This is a genomic window from Streptomyces sp. GQ60 (assembly GCF_059758875.1).
In genome coordinates this window covers 334,035-358,602 of sequence record NZ_JCAXEG010000008.1, presented here as the reverse complement: position 1 = coordinate 358,602, position 24,568 = coordinate 334,035, and the positions used below count along the sequence as shown (strand labels likewise).

22 protein-coding genes and 1 pseudogene are annotated in these 24,568 nt (G+C 73.9%); 12 read left to right on the top strand and 11 right to left on the bottom strand.

The window, feature by feature from the left end; all coding sequences use genetic code 11:
* Window positions 1–4 precede the first annotated feature (4 nt).
* From AC6CKD_RS22490 to AC6CKD_RS22475, 4 genes are all read left to right on the top strand, one after another.
* Complete coding sequence (locus AC6CKD_RS22490) at window positions 5–2,362, top strand: molybdopterin oxidoreductase family protein (RefSeq protein ID WP_498329351.1); 2,358 nt, start codon at window positions 5–7, stop codon at window positions 2,360–2,362.
* Between the two features lie 73 nt (window positions 2,363–2,435).
* The gene (locus AC6CKD_RS22485) at window positions 2,436–4,013 is read left to right on the top strand and encodes a CitMHS family transporter (protein WP_498329321.1); all 1,578 of its coding nucleotides are present in this window, start codon (window positions 2,436–2,438) and stop codon (window positions 4,011–4,013) included.
* Between the two features lie 191 nt (window positions 4,014–4,204).
* Complete coding sequence (locus AC6CKD_RS22480; RefSeq protein ID WP_478690632.1) at window positions 4,205–5,617, top strand: aldehyde dehydrogenase family protein; 1,413 nt, start codon at window positions 4,205–4,207, stop codon at window positions 5,615–5,617.
* An 80-nt stretch (window positions 5,618–5,697) separates the two neighbouring features.
* On the top strand, window positions 5,698–6,777 hold the full coding sequence (locus tag AC6CKD_RS22475; RefSeq protein ID WP_498329320.1) for a Zn-dependent alcohol dehydrogenase: 1,080 nt from the start codon (window positions 5,698–5,700) through the stop codon (window positions 6,775–6,777).
* 53 nt (window positions 6,778–6,830) lie between these two features.
* Here the strand turns inward: AC6CKD_RS22475 and AC6CKD_RS22470 are convergent, their stop codons facing one another.
* Window positions 6,831–7,478 carry a TetR/AcrR family transcriptional regulator gene (locus AC6CKD_RS22470; RefSeq protein ID WP_498329319.1) on the bottom strand — a complete coding sequence of 216 codons (648 nt, stop codon included), beginning with the start codon at window positions 7,476–7,478 and terminating at the stop codon, window positions 6,831–6,833.
* Window positions 7,479–7,628: 150 nt separating this feature from the next.
* On the opposite strand from AC6CKD_RS22470, the gene AC6CKD_RS22465 reads away from it, so the two are divergent.
* From AC6CKD_RS22465 to AC6CKD_RS22455, 3 genes are all read left to right on the top strand, one after another.
* Window positions 7,629–8,780, top strand: coding sequence for an acyl-CoA dehydrogenase family protein (locus AC6CKD_RS22465; protein WP_498329317.1), 1,152 nt, complete (start codon window positions 7,629–7,631; stop codon window positions 8,778–8,780).
* A gap of 76 nt (window positions 8,781–8,856) precedes the next feature.
* Window positions 8,857–9,168 carry a YiaA/YiaB family inner membrane protein gene (locus AC6CKD_RS22460; RefSeq protein WP_498329316.1) on the top strand — a complete coding sequence of 104 codons (312 nt, stop codon included), beginning with the start codon at window positions 8,857–8,859 and terminating at the stop codon, window positions 9,166–9,168.
* Between the two features lie 63 nt (window positions 9,169–9,231).
* Window positions 9,232–9,894 carry a TetR/AcrR family transcriptional regulator gene (locus tag AC6CKD_RS22455; RefSeq protein WP_498329315.1) on the top strand — a complete coding sequence of 221 codons (663 nt, stop codon included), beginning with the start codon at window positions 9,232–9,234 and terminating at the stop codon, window positions 9,892–9,894.
* On the opposite strand, the gene AC6CKD_RS22450 is transcribed toward AC6CKD_RS22455, so the two are convergent.
* A complete protein-coding gene (locus AC6CKD_RS22450) occupies window positions 9,885–10,346 on the bottom strand; it encodes a MaoC family dehydratase (protein ID WP_498329313.1) in 462 nt (153 codons plus the stop codon). The genes AC6CKD_RS22455 and AC6CKD_RS22450 overlap by 10 nt on opposite strands.
* 113 nt (window positions 10,347–10,459) lie before the next feature.
* Between AC6CKD_RS22450 and soxR the strand changes: the two genes are divergently transcribed.
* A complete protein-coding gene (gene soxR / locus AC6CKD_RS22445; RefSeq protein WP_498329311.1) occupies window positions 10,460–10,906 on the top strand; it encodes a redox-sensitive transcriptional activator SoxR in 447 nt (148 codons plus the stop codon).
* On the opposite strand, the gene AC6CKD_RS22440 is transcribed toward soxR, so the two are convergent.
* The 4 genes and pseudogenes from AC6CKD_RS22440 to AC6CKD_RS22425 all read right to left on the bottom strand — a co-directional run bounded on the left by AC6CKD_RS22440 (window position 10,884) and on the right by AC6CKD_RS22425 (window position 15,491).
* On the bottom strand, window positions 10,884–11,636 hold the full coding sequence (locus tag AC6CKD_RS22440; RefSeq protein WP_498329309.1) for a 3-keto-5-aminohexanoate cleavage protein: 753 nt from the start codon (window positions 11,634–11,636) through the stop codon (window positions 10,884–10,886). The two genes, soxR and AC6CKD_RS22440, sit on opposite strands and share 23 nt — an antisense overlap.
* A gap of 494 nt (window positions 11,637–12,130) precedes the next feature.
* Window positions 12,131–12,586: pseudogene (locus AC6CKD_RS22435) on the bottom strand (hypothetical protein); the annotation flags it as partial.
* Window positions 12,587–12,737: 151 nt separating this feature from the next.
* Entirely contained in the window at window positions 12,738–14,105 is a 1,368-nt protein-coding gene (locus tag AC6CKD_RS22430) for a serine-threonine protein kinase (protein WP_498329350.1), read from the bottom strand.
* Window positions 14,106–14,228: 123 nt separating this feature from the next.
* Window positions 14,229–15,491 (bottom strand): exo-beta-N-acetylmuramidase NamZ family protein, encoded by a 1,263-nt coding sequence (locus AC6CKD_RS22425; RefSeq protein ID WP_498329307.1) that lies wholly within the window; start codon window positions 15,489–15,491, stop codon window positions 14,229–14,231.
* A gap of 159 nt (window positions 15,492–15,650) precedes the next feature.
* On the opposite strand from AC6CKD_RS22425, the gene AC6CKD_RS22420 reads away from it, so the two are divergent.
* The 3 genes from AC6CKD_RS22420 (at window position 15,651) to AC6CKD_RS22410 (ending at window position 18,855) form a co-directional block, all read left to right on the top strand.
* Window positions 15,651–16,415: an SDR family oxidoreductase gene (locus AC6CKD_RS22420; RefSeq protein ID WP_498329305.1), complete on the top strand. Its 765-nt coding sequence runs from the start codon at window positions 15,651–15,653 to the stop codon at window positions 16,413–16,415.
* Window positions 16,412–18,184 carry an AMP-binding protein gene (locus AC6CKD_RS22415; RefSeq protein ID WP_498329303.1) on the top strand — a complete coding sequence of 591 codons (1,773 nt, stop codon included), beginning with the start codon at window positions 16,412–16,414 and terminating at the stop codon, window positions 18,182–18,184. Before AC6CKD_RS22420 ends, AC6CKD_RS22415 begins: the two co-directional genes overlap by 4 nt.
* A gap of 62 nt (window positions 18,185–18,246) precedes the next feature.
* A complete protein-coding gene (locus AC6CKD_RS22410) occupies window positions 18,247–18,855 on the top strand; it encodes a TetR/AcrR family transcriptional regulator (RefSeq protein ID WP_498329302.1) in 609 nt (202 codons plus the stop codon).
* On the opposite strand, the gene AC6CKD_RS22405 is transcribed toward AC6CKD_RS22410, so the two are convergent.
* On the bottom strand, window positions 18,794–19,954 hold the full coding sequence (locus tag AC6CKD_RS22405) for an alkene reductase (RefSeq protein WP_498329300.1): 1,161 nt from the start codon (window positions 19,952–19,954) through the stop codon (window positions 18,794–18,796). The two genes, AC6CKD_RS22410 and AC6CKD_RS22405, sit on opposite strands and share 62 nt — an antisense overlap.
* 90 nt (window positions 19,955–20,044) lie before the next feature.
* Here AC6CKD_RS22405 and AC6CKD_RS22400 point away from each other — a divergent pair, with 90 nt between their 5' ends.
* Window positions 20,045–20,443, top strand: coding sequence for a MerR family transcriptional regulator (locus tag AC6CKD_RS22400; protein WP_498329298.1), 399 nt, complete (start codon window positions 20,045–20,047; stop codon window positions 20,441–20,443).
* Here AC6CKD_RS22400 and AC6CKD_RS22395 read toward each other — a convergent pair.
* The 4 genes from AC6CKD_RS22395 to AC6CKD_RS22380 all read right to left on the bottom strand — a co-directional run bounded on the left by AC6CKD_RS22395 (window position 20,440) and on the right by AC6CKD_RS22380 (window position 24,560).
* Complete coding sequence (locus tag AC6CKD_RS22395) at window positions 20,440–21,075, bottom strand: acetate uptake transporter (RefSeq protein ID WP_498329296.1); 636 nt, start codon at window positions 21,073–21,075, stop codon at window positions 20,440–20,442. The genes AC6CKD_RS22400 and AC6CKD_RS22395 overlap by 4 nt on opposite strands.
* 116 nt (window positions 21,076–21,191) lie before the next feature.
* A complete protein-coding gene (locus AC6CKD_RS22390; RefSeq protein ID WP_498329295.1) occupies window positions 21,192–22,412 on the bottom strand; it encodes an acyl-CoA dehydrogenase family protein in 1,221 nt (406 codons plus the stop codon).
* 10 nt (window positions 22,413–22,422) lie between these two features.
* Entirely contained in the window at window positions 22,423–23,490 is a 1,068-nt protein-coding gene (locus AC6CKD_RS22385) for a phosphotransferase family protein (RefSeq protein ID WP_498329293.1), read from the bottom strand.
* Window positions 23,491–23,648: 158 nt separating this feature from the next.
* A complete protein-coding gene (locus AC6CKD_RS22380) occupies window positions 23,649–24,560 on the bottom strand; it encodes an MBL fold metallo-hydrolase (protein ID WP_498329291.1) in 912 nt (303 codons plus the stop codon).
* Window positions 24,561–24,568: the final 8 nt, after the last annotated feature.

The following is a 24,568-nucleotide window of genomic DNA, read 5'->3' as shown; positions in this document are numbered from 1 at the left end:
GCCCATGCCCCGCACCGCCCTGCGCATCTGCCCCCTCTGCGAGGCCACTTGCGGCCTCACGCTCACCATCGAAGGTGCCGCCGTCACCGGCGCCCGGGGGGACCGCGACGACGTGTTCAGCCGCGGCTTCATCTGCCCCAAGGGTGCCGCCTTCGGCGGCCTCGACGCCGACCCCGACCGGCTGCGGACCCCCCTCGTACGACGCGACGGCCGGCTCCGCGAGGCCACCTGGGAGGAGGCCTACCAGGCCATCGCCGACGCGGTCCCCGCCCTCGTGCGCGCGTACGGGCCCCAGTCCGTCGGCGTCGTCCTCGGCAACCCGAACGTCCACACCATGGCCGGCCAGCTCTACCCTCCCCTGCTCCTCAAGGCCCTCGGCACGCGCAACCTCTTCACCGCCAGCACCCTCGACCAGATGCCCAAACACGTCTCCAGCGGGCTGCTCTTCGGGGACCCCTTCGCCATCCCCGTCCCGGACCTCGACCGCACGGACTTCCTCCTGCTCCTGGGGGCGAACCCGGTCGAGTCCAACGGATCCCTCTGCACCGCACCCGACTTCCCCGGCCGGCTCAAGGCGTTGCGCGCCCGCGGCGGCACCCTCGTCGTCGTCGACCCGCGCCGGACCCGGACCGCCAAGCTGGCCGACCGCCACCTCGCGCCGCGACCCGGCAGCGACGCGCTGCTGCTCGCCGCGCTCGCCCACACGCTGCTCGCCGAGGAGCTCGCCGATCCGGGCAGGCTCGCGGAACACGCGCAGGGGATCGGGGAACTCGCCGAAGCGCTCGGTAGTTTCACTCCCGAGGCCGTTGCTCCCGCCTGCGACCTCACGGCCGAAGAGATCCGCGACCTCGCCCGCGACCTCGCGGCCGCGCCGACCGCCGCCGTCTACGGGCGGATCGGCAGCTGCACCGTGGAGTACGGCACGCTCGCCAGTTGGCTGGTCGACGTGCTGAACATCCTGACCGGCAATCTCGACCGGCCGGGCGGGGCCCTGTTCCCGTTGTCCGCGACCGACCGCGCACCCCGGCCGGCCGGGCCCGGCAAGGGCTTCAGCCTCGGCCGCTGGCACAGCCGGGTCAGCGGCCACCCCGAGGCCAAGGCCGAACTGCCCATGGCCGCTCTGGCGGAGGAGATCGAGACCCCGGGGGAGGGCCGGATCCGGGCGCTCGTCTCCGTCGCGGCGAACCCGGTGCTGTCCGCCCCCGACGGCCGGCGCCTCGACGCGGCCCTGGCCGGGCTCGACTTCATGGTCAGCGTCGATCCCTACCTCAACGAGACCTCACGCCACGCCCACGTCGTCCTGCCTCCCGCGCCGCCCTCGCAGAGCGCCCACTTCGACTTCTCCTTCAACACCTTCGCCATCCGCAACCAGGTCCGCTATTCGCCGCCCGCCGTCCCGCTCGAAGACGGGCACATGGACGAGTGCGAGATCCACGCCCGTCTCGTACTCGCCGTCTCCGGCATGCACGGAACCGACCCGGTCGCCGTGGACGACCTGGCCATCGGGGCCACCCTGGCCAGGGAGTGCGCCGACCCGGACTCCCCCCTGCGCGGACAGGATCCGGCCCGCCTCGCCGGGTTGCTCGCGGGTGGCAGCGGCCCCGAGCGCCGCCTCGACATGATGCTCCGGCTCGGCCCCTACGGAGACCGGTTCGCCGCCGCCCTGCCCGGGAGCGCCGCTACGGACACCCGAGCGGGCGCCCCCGACAGCGCGGCCGGCCCCGGCTCGGACACCGCCGCCGCGCCCGCCTCCGCTCCCGGCGCCGCGCCCGAGCACGCCCCGGCCCCCGCCGCCCCCGGCGGCCTCGGGCTGGAGCGGCTGCGCGCCCACCCGCACGGAATCGACCTGGGCCCGCTGCGGCCCCGCCTCCCGGGCCTGCTGAGGACGCGCAGCGGCAGGATCGAGCTCCTGCCGGACCCGATCGCGGCCGAACTGCCCAGGCTGCGCACGGCGCTGGCCGACCGCCCCGCCGCCCTGGTGCTCGTGGGACGCCGCCACCTGCGGTCCAACAACAGCTGGTTGCACAACGTTCCGGCCCTCGCCGGAGGTTCCAACCGGTGCACCCTCCACGTCCACCCGGACGACGCCGCCCGGCTCGGCCTCACCGACGGGCAGCCGGCCCGTATCACCGCCGACGGCGGCAGCCTGGAGGTTCCCGTGGAGGTCACCGACACCGTCCGGGCCGGAGTCGTGAGCCTCCCGCACGGCTGGGGCCACGACCGCCCCGGCACCCGCCTCTCGGTGGCCGCGGCCGCGCCCGGAGTCAACGTCAACCAGCTCCTCGACGGCAGCCGGCTCGACCCGCTCTCCGGTACGGCCGTGCTCAACGGCTTCCCCGTCGAACTGACACCCATCCCCTGAGCTGGGGTTTTGCTCGTATTGCTCACGCGTAGACGTCTTGTTGGCCCCAGGAGGAGGCGCCTAGGTTCCCCCCATGCTGACCTTCCTCGGCTTCGCCATGATCGCGACCTTCCTGGTCCTGATCATGCTGAAGAAAATGTCGCCCATCGCGGCGCTCGTCCTCATCCCCGCGCTCTTCTGCGTGTTCGCCGGACAGGGCGCGCAGCTCGGCGGCTACGTCATCGACGGGGTCGGCAAGCTCGCGCCGACCGCCGCCATGCTGATGTTCGCCATCGTGTACTTCGGCGTGATGATCGATGTCGGCCTCTTCGACCCGATCGTGCGCGGCATCCTGCGCTTCTGCCGGGCCGACCCGATGCGCGTCGTGGTCGGCACCGCCGTCCTCGCCGCCATCGTCTCGCTCGACGGCGACGGCTCGACCACCTTCATGATCACCGTCTCGGCGATGTACCCGCTCTACAAGCGCCTCGGCATGAGCCTCGTGGTGATGACCGGAGTCGCGGCCACCGCCAACGGCGTCATGAACACCCTGCCCTGGGGCGGCCCCACGGCCCGCGCCGCCACCGCGCTCAAGCTCGACGCCGCCGACATCTTCGTACCGATGATCCCCGCGCTCGCGGTGGGGCTGCTCTTCGTCTTCGCCCTGGCGTACGTCCTCGGCCTCAAGGAACGCCGCCGCCTCGGCCTGCTGACCCTCCCCGCCGACACGGAGCGGTCGGCGGAGCCGGCCGGTCAGCTCCTGGTCGCGGCCGGAACGGGCCCGGCCGCCGCCGGGAGCACCCGTAAGCCCTTCACGGGCTCAGCCCCGTCCGAGGCGTCCACCGGTTCCGACGCGTCCACCCCGTCCCCTGTGACCACCACGTCCCCTGTGACCACTCCGCCCCCTCTGTCCACTCCGCCCGCTGCATCCACCCCGCCCGAGACGTCCACTCCGTCCGTCCCGTCCGCCCGGGCCACGGGGCCCGCCTCAGCCGCTCCGTCCGCGGGCGTCACCTCCACCGAAGAGGGCTTCCAGGGCCTCGACCCGCACCGCTCGACCCTGCGTCCCCGCCTCTACTGGTTCAACGCGGGCCTGACCGTCGCCCTGCTCACCGCGATGATCATGGAGCTGCTCCCGATCCCGGTGCTCTTCCTCATCGGGGCCGCCCTCGCCCTCACCGTCAACTACCCCCACATGCCGGACCAGAAGGCCCGGATCGCCGCCCACGCCGAGAACGTCCTGAACGTCGCCGGAATGGTCTTCGCCGCTGCCGTCTTCACCGGCGTCCTCACCGGTACCGGCATGGTCAAGGACATGGCCGACTGGCTCGTCGAAGCCATCCCCGAGGGCATGGGCCCGCACATGGCCCTGGTCACCGGCCTGCTCAGCCTTCCCCTCACCTACTTCATGTCCAACGACGGCTTCTACTTCGGCGTCCTGCCGGTCCTCGCCGAGGCCGGCGCCGCCCACGGGGTCTCCCCGCTCGAAATCGCCCGCGCCTCCCTGGTCGGGCAGGCCCTGCACATGTCGAGCCCGCTCGTCCCGGCCGTCTACGTCCTCGTGGGCATGGCCAAGGTCGAGTTCGGCGACCACACTCGGTTCACCGTGAAGTGGGCGGCCCTGACCTCCCTGGTGGTCCTGGCGGCAGGGATGGTTTTCGGCATCATCTGACCCCCTCCGCCCCTGGCGACAGAAAACTACCGGCGCTAGTTTGTAAGGTGTTGGCGATGTCGGATCCGACACGGCGACCGCACGATGCGCGTCACACGTCATGCGTCATGCGTCATGCGTTCAGGATCCCCACGCCCACACGTCCAGACGTCCACAGGTCCACGCGCCCGCGCGTGCTCGGGAGGATTGCCATGAAGGCCCATGACGGGATGTACATCGGCGGCGAGTGGCGGGCCGCCCTCGGCCACGGCCGCATCGAGGTCCTCAACCCGGCCGACGAGCGGCCCATCGCCTCGGTCGCGGCCGGTTCGGCCGACGACGTGGACGCGGCCGTACGGGCGGCCCGCGCGGCCTTCCCGGCCTGGGCGGCCACCGCTCCGGCCGAGCGGGCCGCCCTCATCGGGGCCCTGCGCGACGTGCTGGTCGCCCGCAAGGGGGAGATCGCCGAGACCATCACCGCCGAGCTGGGCTCGCCGCTTGGGTTCTCGGAGATGGTCCACGTCGGGGCGCCGATCGCCGTGGCCTCCTCCTACGCCGAGCTCGGGGCCTCGTACGCCTTCGAGGAGCGGATCGGGAACTCGACCGTACTGCTGGAGCCGGTCGGCGTCGTCGGGGCCATCACCCCCTGGAACTACCCGCTGCACCAGATCGTTGCCAAGGTGGCACCCGCTCTCGCCGCAGGCTGCACCCTCGTCCTCAAGCCCGCCGAGGACACCCCGCTGACCGCACAGCTCTTCGCCGAAGCCGTGCACGAGGCGGGCATCCCCGCCGGGGTCTTCAACCTCGTGACCGGCACCGGCCCGGTCGCCGGCCAGGCCCTGGCCGCGCACGAGGGAGTCGACCTCGTCTCCTTCACCGGATCCACCGCCGTCGGCAAGCAGATCGGCGCCACGGCAGGCGCCGCCGTCAAGCGGGTAGCCCTGGAACTGGGCGGCAAATCGGCCAATGTCATCCTGCCCGGCGCCGACCTCGCCAAGGCCGTCGCCGCGGGCGTGGGCCACGTCATGAACAACGCCGGCCAGAGCTGCAACGCGCTCAGCCGCATGCTCGTCCACCGGGACGAGTACGAGGAGGCCGTCTCCCTCGCGGCCGCCGCCGCGGCCAAGTACGCCTCCGGCGACCCCCTCGACCCGGGCACCCGCCTCGGCCCGGTCGTCAGCGCCAAGCAGCGCGACCGCGTCCGCGGCTTCATCGCCAAGGGAGTGGAGGAGGGTGCGCGGCTCGTCGCGGGCGGGCCCGAGGCGCCGCACGAGCAGGGGTACTTCATCGCCCCGACCGTGTTCGCCGACGTCACGCCCGAGATGACCATCGCCCAGGAGGAGATCTTCGGCCCGGTGCTGTCGATCCTGCCCTACGGGGACCAGGACGAGGCCCTGGCCATCGCGAACGGCACCGACTACGGGCTGGGCGGGGCGGTCTGGGCCGCGGACGAGGAGACGGCCGTGGCCTTCGCCCGCCTGATGGACACCGGCCAGGTGGACATCAACGGCGGCCGCTTCAACCCGCTCGCGCCCTTCGGCGGGTACAAGAAGTCGGGCGTGGGCCGCGAGCTGGGCCCGCACGGCCTCGCCGAGTACCTCCAGACCAAGTCCCTGCAGTTCTAACCCGCACACCCAGCCCCGCACATCCAGGCCCGCAAGCCCAGCCCCGCAAGCCCAGCCCCGCACACACGGAGACGACGATCATGGTCCGCGCCGCCATCCTGCCCGCCGTCGGAGCCCCCCTGGAGATACGGGACATCGTGCTGCCCGAACCCGGCCCCGGCCAGGTCCGGGTGCGGCTCGCCGCCGCCGGGGTCTGCCACTCCGACCTCTCCCTCACCAACGGCACCATGCGGGTCCCCGTACCCGCCGTCCTCGGCCACGAGGGCGCGGGCACCGTCCTCGCCGTCGGGGAAGGGGTCACCCATGTCGCACCCGGCGACGGGGTGGTGCTCAACTGGGCCCCGTCCTGCGGGCAGTGCCACCACTGCTCGATCGGAGAGGTCTGGCTCTGCGCCAAGGCGCTCACCGGGGTCGGGGCCGTGTACGCCCACGACGCCCAGGGCGCCGAACTGCACCCCGGGCTGAACGTGGCCGCCTTCGCGGAGGAGACGGTCGTCGCGGCCAACTGCGTCCTGCCCGCCCCCGCCGGAATCCCGCTCGCCGAGGCCGCACTGCTCGGCTGCGCGGTCCTCACCGGCTACGGAGCCGTCCACCACAGCGCCCAGGTCCGCCCCGGCGAGTCGGTGGCCGTCTTCGGAGTCGGCGGCGTGGGCCTGGCCGCCCTCCAGGCCGCCCGGATCGCCATGGCGGGCCCGATCGTGGCCGTGGACGTCTCCCCGGACAAGGAGGAACTGGCCCGGGCGGCCGGGGCCACGGAGTTCCTGCTCGCCTCCGAGACCACCGCCAAGGACATCCGCGCACTCACCGGCGGCCACGGCGCGGACGTGGCCGTCGAGTGCGCCGGCCGGGCCGCGAGCATCCGCGGCGCCTGGGATTCCACCCGGCGCGGCGGCCGCACGACGGTCGTCGGCATCGGGGGCAAGGAGCAGCAGGTCACCTTCAACGCCCTGGAGATCTTCCACTTCGCCCGCACCCTCACCGGCTGCGTCTACGGCAACAGCGACCCCGCCCGCGACCTTCCGGTCATCGCCGCCCACGTCCGCGCGGGCCGCCTCGACCTCGGGGCCCTCGTCACGGACCGCATCACCCTGGACGGCATCCCGGCGGCCTTCGACGCGATGATGGCCGGCAAGGGCGGCCGCTCGCTGGTGGTCTTCTAGCGGCCCGCCCGGTCCGGGCGGCCTGCCTCAGGCCTCCCGGGCGGCGGGCGCTGTCAGGCGGTCTCCCGCAGTGCCGCGTACTGGAGGGCCAGGCCGTCCAGCAGTGCCGCCAGGCCCGTCTCGAAGGCGCCCTCGTCCACCTCGCGCTGGCGTTCCGCGAGCAGGTGGGCCTGGCCGAGGTGCGGGTAGTCCGACGGGTCGTACGCCGTCTCGTCGTCCACGAAACCCCGGGCGAAGGACCCCACCGCCGAGCCGAGGATGAAGTACCGCATCAGCGCACCGATCCGGGTCGCCTGCGCCGGCGGCCAGCCGGCCGCGGTCATCGCCCCGAAGACGGCGTCCGCCACCCGCAGTCCGGCCGGCCTGCGGCCCGGTCCGCGGGCCAGTACCGGCACGATGTTCGGGTGGTCGGACAGGGCGGCCCGGTACGAGTGCGCCCAGTCGCGCAGCGCGACCTGCCACTCCCGGCCGTCCCCGGGCTCGAACATCGACAGGTCGACCCGCGCGCTCACCGCGTCCGCGACCGCGTCCAGGATCTCGTCCTTCGTGCGGAAGTGGTTGTAGAGCGAGGGTCCGCTCACTCCCAGCGCCGCCGCCAGCCGCCGCGTCGAGACGGCCTCCAGCCCCTCGCCGTCCACCAGCGCGCCCGCCGCCTCGACGATGCGGGATCTGCTGAGGAGGGGCTTGCGCGGTCTGGCCATGCGCCACATAGTAAGGCCTGCCGCATTTAAACTAGCGGTGGTAATTAACGCTCAGGCCGACCAGGCCGGTACCCGCTCACGCCCCGGCTCGCGCCCCGTCCGACCCCCGTCCGCCCCCCGTCCGATCCCCGTCCCGCCCGGAGGTGCCCGGTGAATCTGGAACTCAGCGAGGAGCAGTCCGCCGTCCGTGATCTCGCCCGTGCGTTCACCGAGCGCGAGATCGCCCCCTACGCCGCCGAGTGGGACCGCGCCGAGAGCGTGGACCGGGCCGTCGTGAAGAAGCTCGGCTCCGTCGGCTTCCTCGGCCTGACCGTCCCGGAGGAGTACGGCGGCTCCGGCGGGGACCACCTCTCCTACGTCCTCGTCACCGAGGAACTGGGCCGCGGGGACTCCGCCGTGCGCGGCATCGTCTCCGTCTCCCTGGGCCTGGTCGCCAAGACCATCGCCGCCTGGGGGAGCGAGGAGCAGAAGCGCGCCTGGCTGCCCCGCCTGTGCTCGGGCGAAGCCCTCGGATGCTTCGGGCTCACCGAGCCCGGTACCGGCTCCGACGCCGCCGCCCTCACCACCCGCGCCCGGCGCGAGGGCGACGCGTACGTGATCAGCGGCAGCAAGACGTTCATCACCAACGGCACCTGGGCCGACGTGGTCCTGCTCTTCGCCCGCACGAACGAGGACCCGGGCCACCGCGGAATCTCCGCGTTCCTCGTGCCCGCCGACGCCCCCGGCCTGACCCGCCGCGAGATCCACGGCAAGCTGGGCCTGCGCGGCCAGGCCACCGCCGAACTCGCCCTCGACGACGTGCGCGTGCCCGCCTCCGCGATGCTCGGCCCCGAGGGGAAGGGCTTCTCCGTGGCCATGTCGGCCCTCGCCAAGGGCCGGATGTCCGTCGCCGCGGGCTGCGTCGGCATCGCCCAGGCCGCACTGGACGCCGCCGTCTCCTACGCCGCCCAGCGCGAGCAGTTCGGCAAGCCGATCGCCCACCACCAGCTGGTCCAGGAGCTGATCGCCGACATCTCCGTCGACGTGGACGCGGCCCGGCTGCTGACCTGGCGGGTGGCCGACCTGATCGACCGCGGGCTGCCCTTCGCCACCGAGTCCTCCACCGCCAAGCTCTTCGCCTCCGAGGCCGCCGTGCGCGCCGCGAGCAACGCCCTCCAGGTGCACGGCGGTTACGGCTACATCGATGAGTACCCGGCCGGCAAGCTGCTGCGCGACGCCCGCGTGATGACCCTGTACGAGGGCACCAGCCAGATCCAGAAACTCCTCATCGGCCGTGCCCGCACGGGGGTGTCCGCCTTCTGAGCGCCTCAAGTTCCTGAGTACGTACGTGAGTACGCGCACGGATGTGCCGCGACCCGGCCCGCCCGAAGCTGGACCCATGAACGAGACACAGGTCAAGCAGCAGAACACGGGGGCGTACTACGGCCAGGCCGTCGCCTCCTTCGGCATCGCCATCGGCGCGGTGTCCCTGGGGATCTACAACATGGAGGCCGACGGCTGGGTCCGCGCCTTCCTCGGCATCGCGGTCCTCTACCTCACCACCTCGGCCTTCACCCTCGCCAAGGTGATCCGCGACCGCCAGGAGGTCACCCAGATCGTCAGCCGGGTCGACCAGGCCCGGATGGAGAAGATCATGACGAGCTACGACCCCTTCGCCACCCCGAAGCAGCCCACCCCCCAGGAGCGCTAAGCGCTTGCTCACCGCCCTCCGGTAAGCTGTTCATTCCTACAGGCCTACGAGGGTGAGCGAGCGATGGACAGCGTGGAGGAGATCGGCGGCTACCGGCCGTGGTCGGAGGTCACTCCCGACGCCGCGCGGCGGCTGCTCGTCGCCGCAGTGGAGGCCTTCGCGGAGCGCGGGTACCACGCCACCACCACGCGGGACATCGCGGGGCGGGCCGGCATGAGCCCGGCCGCGCTCTACATCCACTACAAGACCAAGGAAGAGCTGCTCCACCGGATCAGCCGGATCGGCCACGACAAGGCCCTGGAGATCCTGGACACCGCGGCCGCCGGTCCCGGCAGCGCCGCCGAGCGGCTCGACGCGGCCGTACGGTCGTTCGTGGGATGGCACGCGGCACATCACACCACCGCGCGCGTGGTCCAGTACGAGCTCGATGCTCTCGCTCCGGAGCACCGCTCCGACATCGTGGCCCTGCGCCGGCGGAGCGACGCGGCCATCCGCCGCATCCTCGCCGACGGCGTCGCCGCCGGGGAGTTCTTCGTCCCCGACGTCCCCGGCACCACCCTCGCCGTGCTCTCGCTCTGCATCGACGTCGCCCGCTGGTTCAGCGCGGACGGCCGCCGCACGCCCGACGAGGTCGGCGCGCTCTACGCCGGCCTCGTGCTCCGTATGGTCGGCGCGGGCTCGGCCGCGACCGAGGCCGCACCCGCGCCGGGCGCGGCTCAGAAGTAGTAGCGGGACACGGACTCCGCCACGCACACGGGCTTCTCGCCGCCCTCGATCTCGACGGTCACGGTCGCCGACACCTGGACGCCGCCACCCGCCGCCACGACCTCGGTGATCAGCGCGGTCGCGCGCAGCCGCGACCCGACCGGCACGGGCGCCGGGAAGCGCACCTTGTTCACGCCGTAGTTGATGCCCATCCGCATGCCCTCGACCCGCATGATCTGCGGGACCAGGCTCGGCAGCAGCGACAGGGTGAGGTATCCGTGCGCGATGGTGGAGCCGAAGGGTCCGGACGCCGCCCGCTCCGGGTCCACGTGGATCCACTGGTGGTCCCCGGTGGCGTCCGCGAAGAGGTCGATCCGCTTCTGGTCCACCTCCAGCCAGTCGCTCGGGCCGAGCGGTGCGCCGATCCCGGCGGTGAGTTCCTCGGCGGACGTGAAGATCCTCGGCTCGGACATACCCGTACCTCTCCCTGGCGAATAAGCGCTTGCTCAGCATGCTGGGGCCGTCATGGATCTGTCAACGACGTACCTGACACCGAATCCCGGCCCGGCCGATTACCCTCGGCGGTGTGCCGCAGATTCCCGAGAAGGTCCATGAACTCAGCGTCGGCCAGCTGTCCGCCCGCAGCGGCGCGGCCGTCTCCGCACTGCACTTCTACGAGGCCAAGGGCCTGATCAGCAGCAGCCGAACCTCCGGCAACCAGCGCCGCTACACCCGCGACGCGCTGCGCCGCGTGGCGTTCGTGCGGGCCGCCCAGCGCGTGGGCATCCCCCTCGCCAGCATTCGCGACGCGCTCGCCCAACTCCCCGAGGGCCGCACCCCCAACCGCGAGGACTGGGCCCGGCTTTCCGAGAGCTGGCGCGCCGAGCTCGATCAGCGGATAGCCCAACTCGGCCGCCTGCGTGACCATTTGACCGACTGCATCGGCTGCGGATGCCTCTCCCTGGAGACCTGCGCGCTCTCCAACCCGGACGACGTCTTCGGTGAACGCATCACCGGTTCCCGGCTGTTGTGACCTGCTGAGCACGGGCCGCCGCGACCAGTTCGGCGTTGGACCGTGCCACCTGCCCGTCCGGCAGGTGCAGCACGTCTCCTACGCCGATCCGCGCCCCGGTGCCGTACCGCGCGGCCAGCCGCAGCGCCGGCCAGGCCGCCGCCTCCCGCCCGAACAGCAGCACCGGCACCGGCGGCAGCCGCCGCAGCAGCTCGGCGACCGGCCCCGGGTCGGCGGAGCCCAGCTCGGCCATCAGCCGGACCCGCGCGGGGTCCCGTACCGGCCAGGCGAGGAACCGCGCCAGCGGGCCGGGGGGCCCGCCCACCGGGGCCTCCCCCTCCGCCGAGGCCCCGGCGCCGACCGGGACCTCTGCGTCCACCGCCACCCCGCGCTCCAGCAACGCCTCGGCGAGTTCCCGCGCTCGCGGCTCCGCGAACCGCACCACCGCCCGGTCCGGCAGCACCGTCCAGCTCCGCACCCGCGCCAACCGTTCCGCGTGATCCGGCTCGGCCCCCACGCTCACGGCCACCGAAACCGCCGCCCCGCCGCCGAGGCCCGCGCCGCGCAGGGCCTCCAGCAGCGGCCCGACCACGCGGGGCGAGAGGCTCTCGCGGCCGCACGGGCTGCGCGCATGGACCAGTACCTCCCGGGCCCCGGCGGCAACCGCCGCCAGTGCCGCGTCCACCAGGTCTCCGGGGCTCATCGGGACGGCCGTGCCGTCGGCGGCGCCCCGGGAACCGTTCAGCGACACCACCAGAGTCGCCGCCGGGCGCCCCGGCCCCGGCCCCGCGCTCTCCGGCCCCGGCCCCGCGCTCCCCGGCCTCCGCCCCGCGCCCTCCGGCCCCGACCGCGGTCGCCCGGACCCGGCCGGGCCCTGCCCGGGGCGCAGCTCCTCCGTCGGCGCCGGGCCAGGCGCCCGTGTCGGCCCCGCTCCCGTTCCCGCCCGGCTCATGCCGCGCCCGCCAGATCGGCCCCCTGGAGCGCCGTGTCCGCGAGCGCCGGTCTCGGCACCACGATTCCGCAGCCCGCGCACACCGGCCCGTCCCACGCCCACCCGGCGCCGGCCGAAGCCCCGCCGGCCGACGCCCCGCCGGCCGACGCCCCGCCTACCGACGCCCCGCCGGCCGAAGCCCTGGCCGCCGAAGCCCCGCCGGGCCCGCCCCCGGCTCCGCCGGCTCCACGGCCACCCGCACCCCGGCCGCCCGGCCCGACCGCCGAAGCCCGCGCGCCCGCCGACGGCACCGGCCAGTGCAACTCCCGCGCCCCGCACACCGGACACCCCGTCCCCGGCTCCGACTCCAGCGCCTCCACCAGCCGTCTCAGCACCTCGCCCAGCGCCCCCTGCGGCCGTACGCCCGGATCGGCGCACCGCACCACCGCGTCCCCGCTGCCGCTCCACGCCCACTCGGGCCGGCGCAGCCCGTGGTGCTTCTCGCGCCGCCGACGCTCCGCGAACTGGCGTTCGTACTCCAGCCAGACCGCCCGCGCCTCCTCCAGCTCCTCCAGGGCGGCCACCAGCCGCGACGGGTCCGCCGCCCGGTCCTCGGGGCCGATCCCGTGCCGGTCGCACAGGTGCCACCAGGTCGCGCGGTGCCCGTACGGGGCGAACCGCTCCAGGCAGCGGCGCAGCGAATGGCGCCGCAGGGCCCCGTCGTTGCGTGCGTCGCGCACCTGATGGGCCAGACTCCGGAAACCCGCCATCACACCTTCACCTCCGCCGAGCGCCCAGCACCGGGCGCCGTGCCCGCCGCGCCGTGTTCTTCACAGGACCGGCGCCGTGTGCCAACATGCCCGGTCCGGTGCGGGCGCATGCGGGGGCGGTCGAGGCGTGCGGGTGGCACGTGGCCGGAACTCAGCGCCCCATGCGCCCCGCGGCCACCACCAGCCGGGCCAGCTCCTCGTGGCAGATGTCGCTGTGCGCCCCCGAGGGGGCCCCGCCGCGCCGGACCACGGAGCCCGCGTCCACGCTCACGCAGCCCGCGCCGGGCAGGCCGTCGCGCAGTGCCGCGTCCAGGGTCAGCCGGGGGGTTCCCGGCACCCCCTGCACGCCGTCGTGCCCGATCGCGCCCCACCGCTCGTCGAAACCCAGCAGACCGGCCGAATCGCCGGCCATCCGGGAGGCCAGCGGATAGAACACCTTGAGGGAGGAGTCGTAGGGGGAGTGGCAGGCCGTCAGCGGCCCGTCGACCCTGCCCTGCAGCCCGCGCAGGGCCCCGCCGCGCCCCCGGTCGTGCGGCAGGCTGTCGGCGAACGCGTAGTGGGAGAAGGCCCCTTGGAGGACGGTCAGGGACTTCACGTTCCGCGCCCCGGACGGCAGCCCGCGCAGCGAGAAGGAGACCAGTCGGCCGCCGAAGCTGTGCCCGACGAGGTGTACCCGCAGGGCCGGGCGGCGGCCGGCCAGCTCCGCCAGCAGCGGCCCGAGGCCGTGTTCGCCGACCACCCCGGCCCGCGCCTTCATCTGGTAGTACGTGGCCTGGCGCAGCACCTCCTTGGCGCCGCTCCACAGCGTCCGCGTCCCACCGCCGACCGCGCAGCCGGCGTCGGCGTCGGCGTCGGGGGAGTCTCCGTGGACCGCCCCGTCCCCGGGGAACGTGGCGCCCGCCTCGGACAGGGCCTCGGTGAACTCCCGGCACACCCGCAGGACGTCCCCGCTGAGGAAGTCCGGCACCTCGCGCGGGGCGAAGGCCGCCGCCAGATCGTCGCCGGTGCCCACCCCGTCCACTCCGGCCAGCTCCCGTACCAGTGCGCCGAACTCGGTGAAATCGCCCTCCCGCGTGGGCCGCTCCTCCAGCAGTTCGGCGATCCGGTCCAGCTCCGCCGCCCGCCCCGGCCAGAACGCGCCGAGGGCCTGCCGGGTGGCCGGGTCCAGGGCCGGGCCGTGCCCCGGCTCCCCGGCACCCCCCGGCGCCGCGCCCCGGGCGTCGAAGTCGGGTATCGGCTCGTCCGAGAACCGGATCGAGGGCCACACCACCCCCACGTACCCCAGCCGCACCCCGGTCCCCACCAGATCCGCGAAGGGGGCGTAGAAGCGGTCGAAGAGCCGGACCGCCGTCGACCGGTCGGAGTTCCATCCGTGGGCGAAGACCAGCAGGTCCGTGGCCTCGATCCCGAAGACCGCCTCCCGCGCGCCCGGGCCCGCGTCGCCCTGCGCGTCGAAGGTCAGCTCCACGTACGGGCGGGCCCGGATCCCCGCCGCCGTCGCCGCCGTCCCCGCCGTCATCCCCGTGGCCCCCGCAGGCACCGTCCCGCCGATGTGCACCATGACGCCCCCCTCCACGCCGTGTCCCTGCCCGCAGCATCCTGCGGAACAGGCCGCCCGGCCAGCCCCTCCGCACCAACCGGTTCACGGATACAGCAGGTACTCCTCCCGTACCGCCGCGAACCCCGCCAGCCCGGCCGCCCAGTCGCCCGCGACCTCCTCCACGCCCGCCCCCGCGTCGACCATCCGCCGGACCCGGTCCGAACCCGTCAGCCGGTCGATCCACTGGTCGGAGCGCCACGCGAACCCGCTCCACACCCGCCGCGCGGTGACCAGCAGTCCGATCCCGGCCCGTACCGGATCGAAGGCCTCCCGGTCGTGGACGAGCAGCCGGACCCCGCCGCAGGTCCTGCCCGCGTGCTTGGAGAAGGAAGGCGTGAAATAGGCCTCCCGGAACCACACCCCGGGCAGCTCCAGCGCGTTCGCCGCCTCCGCCCACCGCCGGTCCACGCCCTCCGCCCCGACCAGCTCGAAGGGGGTGGTGGTACCGCGCCCCTCCGACAGGTTCGTCCCCTCGAACAGGCAGGTCCCGGCGTACGCGAGGGCCGTGCCCGGCGTCGGCATGTTCGGGCTCGGCGGCACCCAGGGCAGCCCGGTCTCCTCGAAGAAGGACTCCCGCCGCCACCCGGCCATCCGCACCACCCGCAGCCGCGGGGCGTGGCCGGCTCCCCGGAGGAACTCGCCCGCGAAGAGTCCGGCCAGCTCGCCCGCCGTCATCCCGTGCGCCAGCGCGATCGGCTCCCGGCCCACGAAGCTCGCGTACGGGCGCTGCAGGACGGGCCCGGCCGCCCGCCGGGCGCCGACCGGGTTGGGGCGGTCCAGCACCACGACCGCCTTGCCGGCGAGCGCGGCCGCGCGCATGCAGTCGTAGAGGGTCCAGATGTAGGTGTAGAAGCGGGCGCCGACGTCCTGGATGTCGAAGACGACGGTGTCGACGCCGGCCGCCGTGAAGACGTCCGCGAGCCGCTGCCCGCTCGTGGCGTACGTGTCGTACACGGGCAGCCCGGTCGCCGGATCCCGCCCGGCCCCCTCCGAACCGCCCGCCTGGGCCGTGCCCCGGAAACCGTGCTCGGGGCCGAACACCGCGACCAGGTCCACGCGTTCGTCGGCGTGCAGGACGTCGACCAGGTGGCGGGCGTCCGCGGTGATCCCCGTCGGGTTGGTGACCACCCCGACCCGCTGCCCGGCCAGCTCGGCGTACCCGTCCCCGGCCAGCCGCTCGAACCCGCTCCGCACCCGGCCGGCGGGCCCGCCCACCGCCTCCGCCCCGCGGGCCCCCGCCCCCAGGGCGCCCGCGGCACCCGCCGCCCCGGCCAGACCCAGCAACCCGCGTCGCGACAGCGTCATCGCGCCAAAGTAGGGCTCCGCACCCTTCCACCCGGACATACCGACTGGTTAGTCTGCCCGTGATCCGGCAGGCGCGGGCAGGCACGGGCAGGCATCGGCCGCCCGCGCGGTCACCAAGACGGCGAGCCGACAAGGCGCCACCACACGAAGGGCGGACCAGTGAACGCGTTCCAGGACCAGCGAGTCGTCGTCACCGGCGCGGGCGGCGGCATCGGAGCCGCCCTCGCCCACCGCTTCGCCGCCGAGGGGGCGACCGTCGCGGTCAACGACCTCGACCCCGCCAAGGCCGCCGCCGTCGCGGACGCGATCGGCGCCCGGGCCGTCGCCGTGCCCGGCGACGCCTCGGCCGTGGTCGCGGAGGCCCGCGAGGCGCTCGGCGGCACCGTGGACGTCTACTGCGCCAACGCGGGCCTCGCCTCCGGCGGCGACGCCTTCGCCGACGAGGGCGTCTGGGAGGCGGCCTGGAACACCAACGTCATGGCCCACGTCCGCGCCGCCCGGCTGCTGCTGCCCGACTGGCTGGAGCGCGGGAGCGGCCGGTTCGTGTCCACCGTCTCGGCCGCCGGACTGCTGACCATGATCGGAGCCGCCCCGTACAGTGTCACCAAGCACGGCGCGCTCGCCTTCGCGGAATGGCTCTCGCTGACCTACCGCCACCGCGGGCTCCAGGTCCACGCCATCTGCCCGCAGGGGGTCCGGACCGACATGCTCACCGCCGCCGGATCGGCGGGCGAGCTGGTCCTCGCGCCGACCGCGATCGAGCCGGAAGCGGTCGCGGACGCCCTGTTCGACGGCATGGAGAAGGGCCGGTTCTTGATCCTCCCGCACCCCGAGGTCGCGGACTTCTACGCGTCCCGCGCCACCGACCCGGACCGCTGGCTGAGCGGCATGAACCACCTCCAGCGCACGTGGGAAACCCGATGACCGCACCCGCCACGCCGCCCGCCACGCCTCCGGCCACGCCGTCCGCCGCGCCGTCCGCCGCGACTCCGGCCACGCCACCCGCCGCGCCTCCGGCCGCGTCCGCCCCGGCCGCGCCCTCCCGCTACGCCGCCAAGCCCTGGCTCGGCCTGCTCAGCCCGGTCCAGCGGGCCCAGGTCGCGCCCCCGCCCAGCGTCCTGCACGCCTTCCGCGCCGCCGTCGGCCGAGCCCCCGGACGCACCGCGCTCGCCTACTTCGACGGCCGCCTCACCTACGCCGAAGCCGACGCGCTCTCCGACTCCCTCGCCGGCCACCTCGCCGCCCACGGCACCCGCCGCGGGGACCGGGTCGCGGTCATGCTCCAGAACACCCCGCACTTCGTGCTCGCCGTCCTGGCCGCCTGGAAGGCCGGCGCGGTCGTGGTCCCGCTCAACCCCATGTACAAGTCCGGCGAGGTCGGCCACATCCTGCGCGACTCCGGGGCCACCGCCCTGGTCTGCGAGGCCCGCGCCTGGTCCGCGTACCTGCGCGGGGCCGCGCACGGGACCGCCGTACGCACCGTCCTGACCGCCTGCGACCTGGACTTCCAGACCCGCGACGACGTACGGGTCCTCGCGCCGGGCCGCCCGGAGCAGGCGGCCGACGCCGCCGACCTCCACGCCGTCGCCCGCCGGGGCCACCCCGCCCCGCCCGACCCGCACCTGACGGCCGCCGACACGGCCCTCATCAGCTACACCTCGGGCACCAGCGGCACCCCCAAGGGCGCCATGAACCTCCACGGCGCGCTCACTTACAACGCCGTGCGCCAGGTGACCGGCCACCCCCTCCCCGAAGGCGCCGGCTACTTCGCGCTCGCCCCGCTCTTCCACATCACCGGCATGGTGTGCGAGCTCGCCGCCTGCTTCGCCAACGCCGGCACGCTCGTCCTCGCCCACCGCTTCGACGCCGGAGCCGTCCTCGACGCCTTCCTCGAACACCGCCCCGCCTACACGGTGGGCCCGGCCACCGCGTTCATGGCGCTCGCCGCCCAGCCCGGCGTCACCCCCGACCACTTCGCCTCGTTCCAGGTGATCTCCTCCGGCGGCGCCCCGCTCCCGCCGGCCCTGGTCGAACGCCTCCGCGCCGCCTTCGGCTTCTACCTGCGCAACGGCTACGGCCTCACCGAGTGCACCGCCCCCTGCGCCTCCGTACCCGTGCACCGGGAAGCCCCCGTCGACCCGGCCTCGGGCACCCTCTCCGTGGGCGTGCCCGGCGCAGACACCCTCGTACGGATCCTCGACGAGAGCGGCGCCGAGGTCCCCTTCGGCGAGACCGGGGAGATCGCCGTACGCGGACCCCAGGTGGTCCCCGGCTACTGGGGCCTGCCCGCCGACACCGCGAGGGCCTTCCCCGACGGCGAACTGCGCACCGGGGACGTCGGGTTCATGGACCCCGAGGGCTGGCTCTACGTGGTCGACCGCAAGAAGGACATGATCAACGCCTCCGGCTTCAAGGTCTGGCCGCGCGAGGTGGAGGACGTGCTCTACACCCACCCCGCCGTCCGCGAGGCGGCCGTCGTCGGCGTCCCGGACCCCTACCGCGGGGAGAGCGTGAAGGCGTACGTCAGCCTGCGCCCCGGGGCCGACGCCGGCCCGGCGGAACTGTCCGCGTACTGCGCCGAGCACCTCGCCGCGTACAAATACCCGCGCCGGGTGGAGATCCTGCCTGTCCTTCCGAAGACGACGAGTGGCAAGATCCTGCGACGGGAACTTCGGACCCGCGACCACGGCTGAAAACGGCCGGACCGCGTCCGCGGGGCCGCACACGCCAGGACCACGAAAGGGAGGCGACAGCCATGGCCGCCAAGACCACGACGGAGACCGTCGGGGCGCACGAGGCGCCGGTACCGCGACGGCTGCTCGCCGTCGCGACCAGGCTGTTCGCCGAGCGCGGCTACGACCGGACCTCGGTCCAGGAGATCGTCGAAGCGGCCGGGGTCACCAAGGGCGCGCTCTACCACTACTTCGGATCCAAGGACGACCTGCTGCACGAGGTGTACGCGCGCATGCTGCGGCTCCAGCAGCAGCGCCTCGACGCGGTGGCCGATTCCGACGCGCCCGTGGAGGAGCGGCTGCGCGCCGCGGCCGCCGACGTGGTGGTCACCACGATCGAGAACCTGGACGACGCGGCGATCTTCTTCCGCTCCATGCACCAGCTCAGCCCGGAGAAGTTCAAGCAGGTCCGGGCGGAGCGCCGGCGCTACCACGAGCGCTTCCGCGCGCTGGTCGAGGAGGGCCAGCGCACCGGGGTCTTCTCCGATGCCACCCCCGCCGACCTGGTGGTGGACTACCACTTCGGCTCCGTCCACCACCTGTCGACCTGGTACCACGAGGACGGCCCGCTCACGCCGCAGCAGGTGGCCGACCATCTCGCGGACCTGCTGCTACGGGCCCTGCGCCCGTAGCGAGCACGGGGTAGTCGGTGTAGCCCTCCGGCCCGGACACGTACATCAGGAACTCCGGCCGGAGCTCGTTGAGCGGGGCGCCGCCGCGCAACCGCTCCACGAAGTCGGGGTTGGCGAGGAACCCCCGCCCGAGCGCGACCAGGTCGGCGCCGCCTGCCAGGAGCGCCTCGGCCCGCGCCTTGCCGCCGTCGGAGGCGAGCTCCTCGTGGGACAGCCGGGGGTTGGCGATCAGGGCGCCGGGCCAGGCCGCGCGGATCTTGTGGAAGAGGGGCTGGTCCGGGTCGGCGTGGACCAGGTGCAGGTAGACGGGCCCGACCTCCGCCAGGACCTCGACCAGCGCCGGGTAGATCTCCTCGGTGTCGCCCTCCTCGACGCCGTTGACGTTCACCCCGGGGGAGATCCGTACGCCGACCCGCTCGGGGCCGATCGCCCCGGCCACGGCCCGTACGACCTCGGTGGTGAACCGGATCCGGCCCTCCACCGACCCGCCCCACCCGTCGGTGCGCAGGTTGGTGTTCCGCGCCAGGAACTGGTGGAGCAGGTGCCCGTTGGCGGAGTGCACCTCCACCCCGGCGAAGCCCGCCCCGACGGCATTGCGGGCGGCGGTCGCGAAGTCCGCGATGGTCGCTTCGACGTCCTCGGGCGTCATCTCCCGCGGGTCGACGGCGTCCCGGAGCCCGCCGGGGGTCTGCAGCGGTTCCGGGAACCGCACCGCCGAGGGGGCGACCGGGACGTGCCCGCTGGTGTCGGGGTGCCCGACCCGGCCGCCGTGCTGCAGCTGGAGGAACATCCGCCCGCCGGCTGCGTGCACGGCGTCGGTGACGCGGCGCCAGCCGGCGATCTGGGCCGCGCTGTGGATGCCGGGGATGTTCGGGTAGGTCTGCCCGACGGCGCTCGGGGTGGTGCCCTCCGCGATGATCAGAGCGGCCGAGGCGCGCTGGGCGTAGTAGGCGGCCATGAGGTCCCCGGGGACCCCGTCGGCCCCTGCCCGGTTGCGGGTCAGCGGCGCCATGACCAGGCGGCTCGGAAGCTCCATGCCGCCGAGGCGGGCGGATTCGAAGAGGCGGGATGCGGTGGGGGCCTGCTGTGTCTGCGTCATGCCGGTACCGTAAAACCTGACACCGGTGTCAGGTTCAAGTGCGGGCGCCGCGCACGGGGCGCAGGACACGGGACCTAGGACGGAGTGCACATGCGGATCGGTGAGTTGGCGGCGCGCACCGGGGTCAGCGAGCGTTCGCTGCGGTACTACGAGACCCAGGGGCTGCTGGTCTCCGACCGGACGCCCGGCGGCCACCGCGACTACACGGACCGGGCCGTGGACCGGGTCATCCGGATCCAGGAGCTCTACGCCGCCGGGCTGCACAGCGCGAAGATCGGGCAGATCCTGCCCTGCATGCGCGATGCGGACGGCGGGCCGAACCTACGGGCCACGCCCGCGCTCGTCGCCGAGCTGACGACGGAACGGGACCGGATCGACCGGCTGATCGCCGATCTGATCCGGTCCCGCGAGGTGCTGGACGAGGTCATCGAGGCGGCGGCGGGGAGCCCCGGGGCCCCCGCCGGGCCGATGGCCGCGGAAGCCTCCTAGCCGAGCGGCGCCACCTCGCGGCCCCAGGTCTCCTTGGCGACGACGGCGAAGGAGATGTACCAGGCGACGCCCGCGGTGAAGAGGCCGAGGAAGCCGCCGGTGTGGCCGAGGGCCGTGCTCTGCGCCAGGTCGCCGAGAGCGAGGAACAGGAAGGTCAGCGCCAGCGAGACGAACAGCACCCGGTGCGCGACGTCCAGCTTCATGGCGGCGATCGACATGTACGCGGTGAAGATGAACCAAGCCACGAGGAACCAGCCGGTCGCCACGTGCGCCTGGTCCGCCGGCAGCGTCGGGACGACGAACTTCACGTAGCCGGCGAAGGACATCCAGAACGCGCCGTACGAGACGAACGCCGTCGTCCCGAAGGTGTTGCCGCGGCGGAACTCCAGGATGCCCGCGACGAACTGCGCGAGGCCGCCGTAGAACAGCGCCAGCGGCAGGACGACCGCGCTGAGGGCGGCGTTCGAGATCAGGCCCGAGTTGAAGAGGCTGAGCACGAAGGTCGTGAGGGCGAACGCCGCCAGGCCGAGCGGGCCTGCGTCGGCGACCTTTGCCGCCGGAGCCGCGGAGGCGGCGGCGGGGGAGGCCGTGGCGTGCGGCGCGGTGGCGGGGGCCAGGGTGGAGCTGGGCATGGCGAAGGGCACTTTCGGTGGGGGACATCCCGAATATATCGGACTGCACCGACTGGTCTGGACCATTAAAGTCCCGCTCCCGCGGGACCGAAGTCCCCCGCCACGCCCGCCGGGCCCTACCGGTACCGCTTCAGCTCCCGGTGCGCGAGCGAGCGCTGGTGCACCTCGTCCGGCCCGTCCGCCAGCCGCAGCGTCCGCGCCGCCGCCCACAGCTCGGCCAGCGGGAAGTCCTGGCTCACCCCGCCCGCGCCGTGCAGCTGCACCGCGTCGTCCAGGATCCGCACCACCGCCCGCGGGGTCGCGATCTTGATGGCCTGGATCTCGGTGTGCGCGCCCCGGTTGCCGACCGTGTCCATCAGCCAGGCCGTCTTCAGCACCAGCAGCCGCAGCTGCTCCACGGTGACCCGGGCGTCCGCGATCCAGTTCTGTACGACGCCCTGCGCGGCCAGCTCCTTGCCGAAGGCGGTACGTCCCACCGCGCGCCGGCACATCAGCTCGATGGCCCGCTCCGCCATGCCGATGAGCCGCATGCAGTGGTGGATCCGCCCCGGCCCGAGACGGGCCTGGGCGATGGCGAAGCCGCCGCCCTCCTCGCCGATCAGGTTCTCGGCCGGGACCCGGGCCCCGTCGAAGACGACCTCGGCGTGGCCGCCGTGGTCGTGGTCCTCGTACCCGTAGACCGTCATCGCGCGCCGGATCCCGACCCCGGGCGCGTCCCGGGGGACCAGGACCATCGACTGCTGGCGGCGCGGGTCGGCGCCCCCCGGGTCGGTCTTGCCCATGACGATGAAGACCTTGCAGTCCGGGTTCATGGCCCCCGAGATGAACCACTTGCGGCCGGTGATCACGTACTCGTCGCCGCTCGCGGAACGCTCGATCCGGGTCTCGATGTTCGTGGCGTCCGAGGAGGCCACCTCCGGCTCGGTCATCGCGAACGCGGACCGGATCTCCCCGGCCAGCAGCGGCTCCAGCCACTGCTTCTTCTGCTCCTCGTTCCCGAACTGCGCGAGCAGCTCCATGTTCCCGGTGTCCGGAGCCGCGCAGTTCGTCGCCGTCGGCGCCAGGTGCGGGCTGCGACCGGTGATCTCGGCGAGCGGGGCGTACTGGAGGTTCGTCAGCCCGGCGCCGTGCTCCGCGTTCGGAAGGAAGAGGTTCCAAAGTCCCTGGCGGCGCGCCTCGGCCTTCAGCTCACCGAACACGGCCGGGGTGTCCCAGGGCGAGGCCAGCCGCGCGCGCTGCTCGGCGGCGACGGGTTCCGCCGGGTAGACGTACTCCTCCATGAACGCGAGGAGCCGTCCGCGGAGTTCCTCGGTGCGGGCGTCGAATGCGAAGTCCATCGGGGGTTCCTCAGCCTTCCTGGAGGGTGGTCAGACCGTGCTCGATGAAGACCGGAACCAGCTCGCCGATCCGGTCGAAGCCCGAGCCGACGGTCTGCCCGAGCGTGAAGCGGTAGTGGATGCCCTCGAGGATCACCGCCAGCTTGAACCAGGCGAAGGCCGTGTACCAGGCGACCTGCGAGGCGTCCCGGCCCGAGCGGGCCGCGTACCGCTCGATCAGCTCGGCGGGCGCCGGATGGCCGGGGGCCCCGCTGGTCGTACTGACCGGGGAATCGGTCAGCCCCAGGTCGGAGCTGTACATCACCAGCAGCCCGAGGTCGGTCAGCGGATCGCCGAGCGTGGACATCTCCCAGTCCAGCACCGCCCGGATCCGGTCGTCAGGGCCCCCGATGAGCACGTTGTCCAGCCGGAAGTCCCCGTGCACCACCGTGGGTGCGGGGGAGTCGGGCAGGGCGCGCCCGAGGGAGCCGTGCAGTTCGTCGATCCCGGCGAGCTCCCGCCCCCGGGAGGCCGCGAGCTGCTTGCCCCAGCGGCGCAGCTGCCGGTCCAGGAATCCCTCGGGCCGCCCGAAGTCGCCCAGACCCACCGCCTCCGGGTCCACCGCGTGCAGGTCGACCAGGGTGTCCACCAGGCCCAGCACCGCCCGCCGGGTCCGCGCGGGGCCGAGCGCGGCGAGCTGCCCGGCCGTCCGGAACGGCACCCCGTCCACGTACTCCATCACGTAGAACGGCGCTCCGAGCACGGCCTCGTCCTCGCAGAGCAGCAGCGGCTCGGGCACCGGCACCGCGGTCCCGTGCAGCGCCGCGATGACCCGGTGCTCGCGCCGCATGTCGTGCGCGGTGGCCAGTACGTGCCCCAGCGGCGGCCGGCGCACCACCCAACGGGAGCTCCCGTCGCCCACCTCGTACGTGAGGTTCGAGCGGCCGCCTTCGATCAGCCATCCGGTCAGAGGCCCGGCCAGGAGGCCCGGCCGGACCTGGTCGAGGTGGCCGCGCAGCCGCTCCAGATCGAGGCCCCGCGGGCCCGGGGGGGCCGCGGAGGGATCCGGGGAGGGAGCCGGGCCCGGGGCTGAGGTCATGGTGCGCGCCTCCGTACGGAGTTGACGACGACGGAACGATCGGGACCCATGATGCCGACCAGTCGGTATGTCGTCCAGTGGGTGAGCCGAGGGACCTGAACCTCCGGCCCGCCCCTCCAGCCCCCCGCCAACCCCCCGCCACCGCCCCGCCCGCCCGGTCAGGCGTGGCAGAGGATCGGCGTCCCGCCGTTCATCACCGTCATGTCCCGCAGCACCGAGAGGATGTCCAGCGGGACCCCCTCGGGCTCCCCGGCCAGTTCCGCGTAGGCCCGGTGCAGGTTGGCCACGAGCCGCTCGCTCTCCCGCCAGGCGGCGAACTCTCCGAGATCGGCCTGCCGGGCCGCCTCCAGCGGGGTCAGCCCCTTCGTACGGCCCTCCCGGGCCAGCTCGGCCACGTACCGCAGATAGCGCTCGGTGGCCTCGTAAGCGCCGGGATCCGTCAGCGGCCCGTGTCCCGGTACGACCGTCTCCGCCCCGAGCGAGCGCAGCAGCTCCAGCGCCCGCAGCGAACCGGCCAGCGAACCCATCGCCAGGAACGGCGTGCCGTCCGCGAAGACCAGGTCGCCGGTGAAGACGATCCGCTGCTCGGGCAGCCACACCACGGAATCGCCCGTGGTGTGCGCGACGCCCGGGTGGAGGACCCGTACCTCGGTCTCCCCGACGTGCAGCGTCATCCGGTCGCCGTACGTCAGATCGGGCGCGGTGGTGTCCAGCGCGCCGAAGTCGGTCGCCGGCCAGATCAGCTCCAGCTGGCGCCCGGCGGCGAGCTGCTCGGAACGCGCGTTCTCGTGCCCCAGGACCAGCGCCTCCGGGGCGAACACGCCGTTGCCGTAGGTGTGGTCGCCGTGGTGGTGGGTGTTGACCACCGTGCGGGGGAGCGGCGCCCCGGCGGCCAGGACCGCCGCGCGCAGGGCCAGCGCCCGCCGCTCGGTGGCCGCCGTGTCGACGAGCAGCGTGCGGCCGCCGCCGGTCACGAAGCCGGCGTTGTTGAGGCACCAGCCGCCGTCCGGCTGCACGTAGGCGTACACCCCGGGCGCGGGCTGGACGAGATACGGCTCTTCGGCGGGCATCCGCGCTC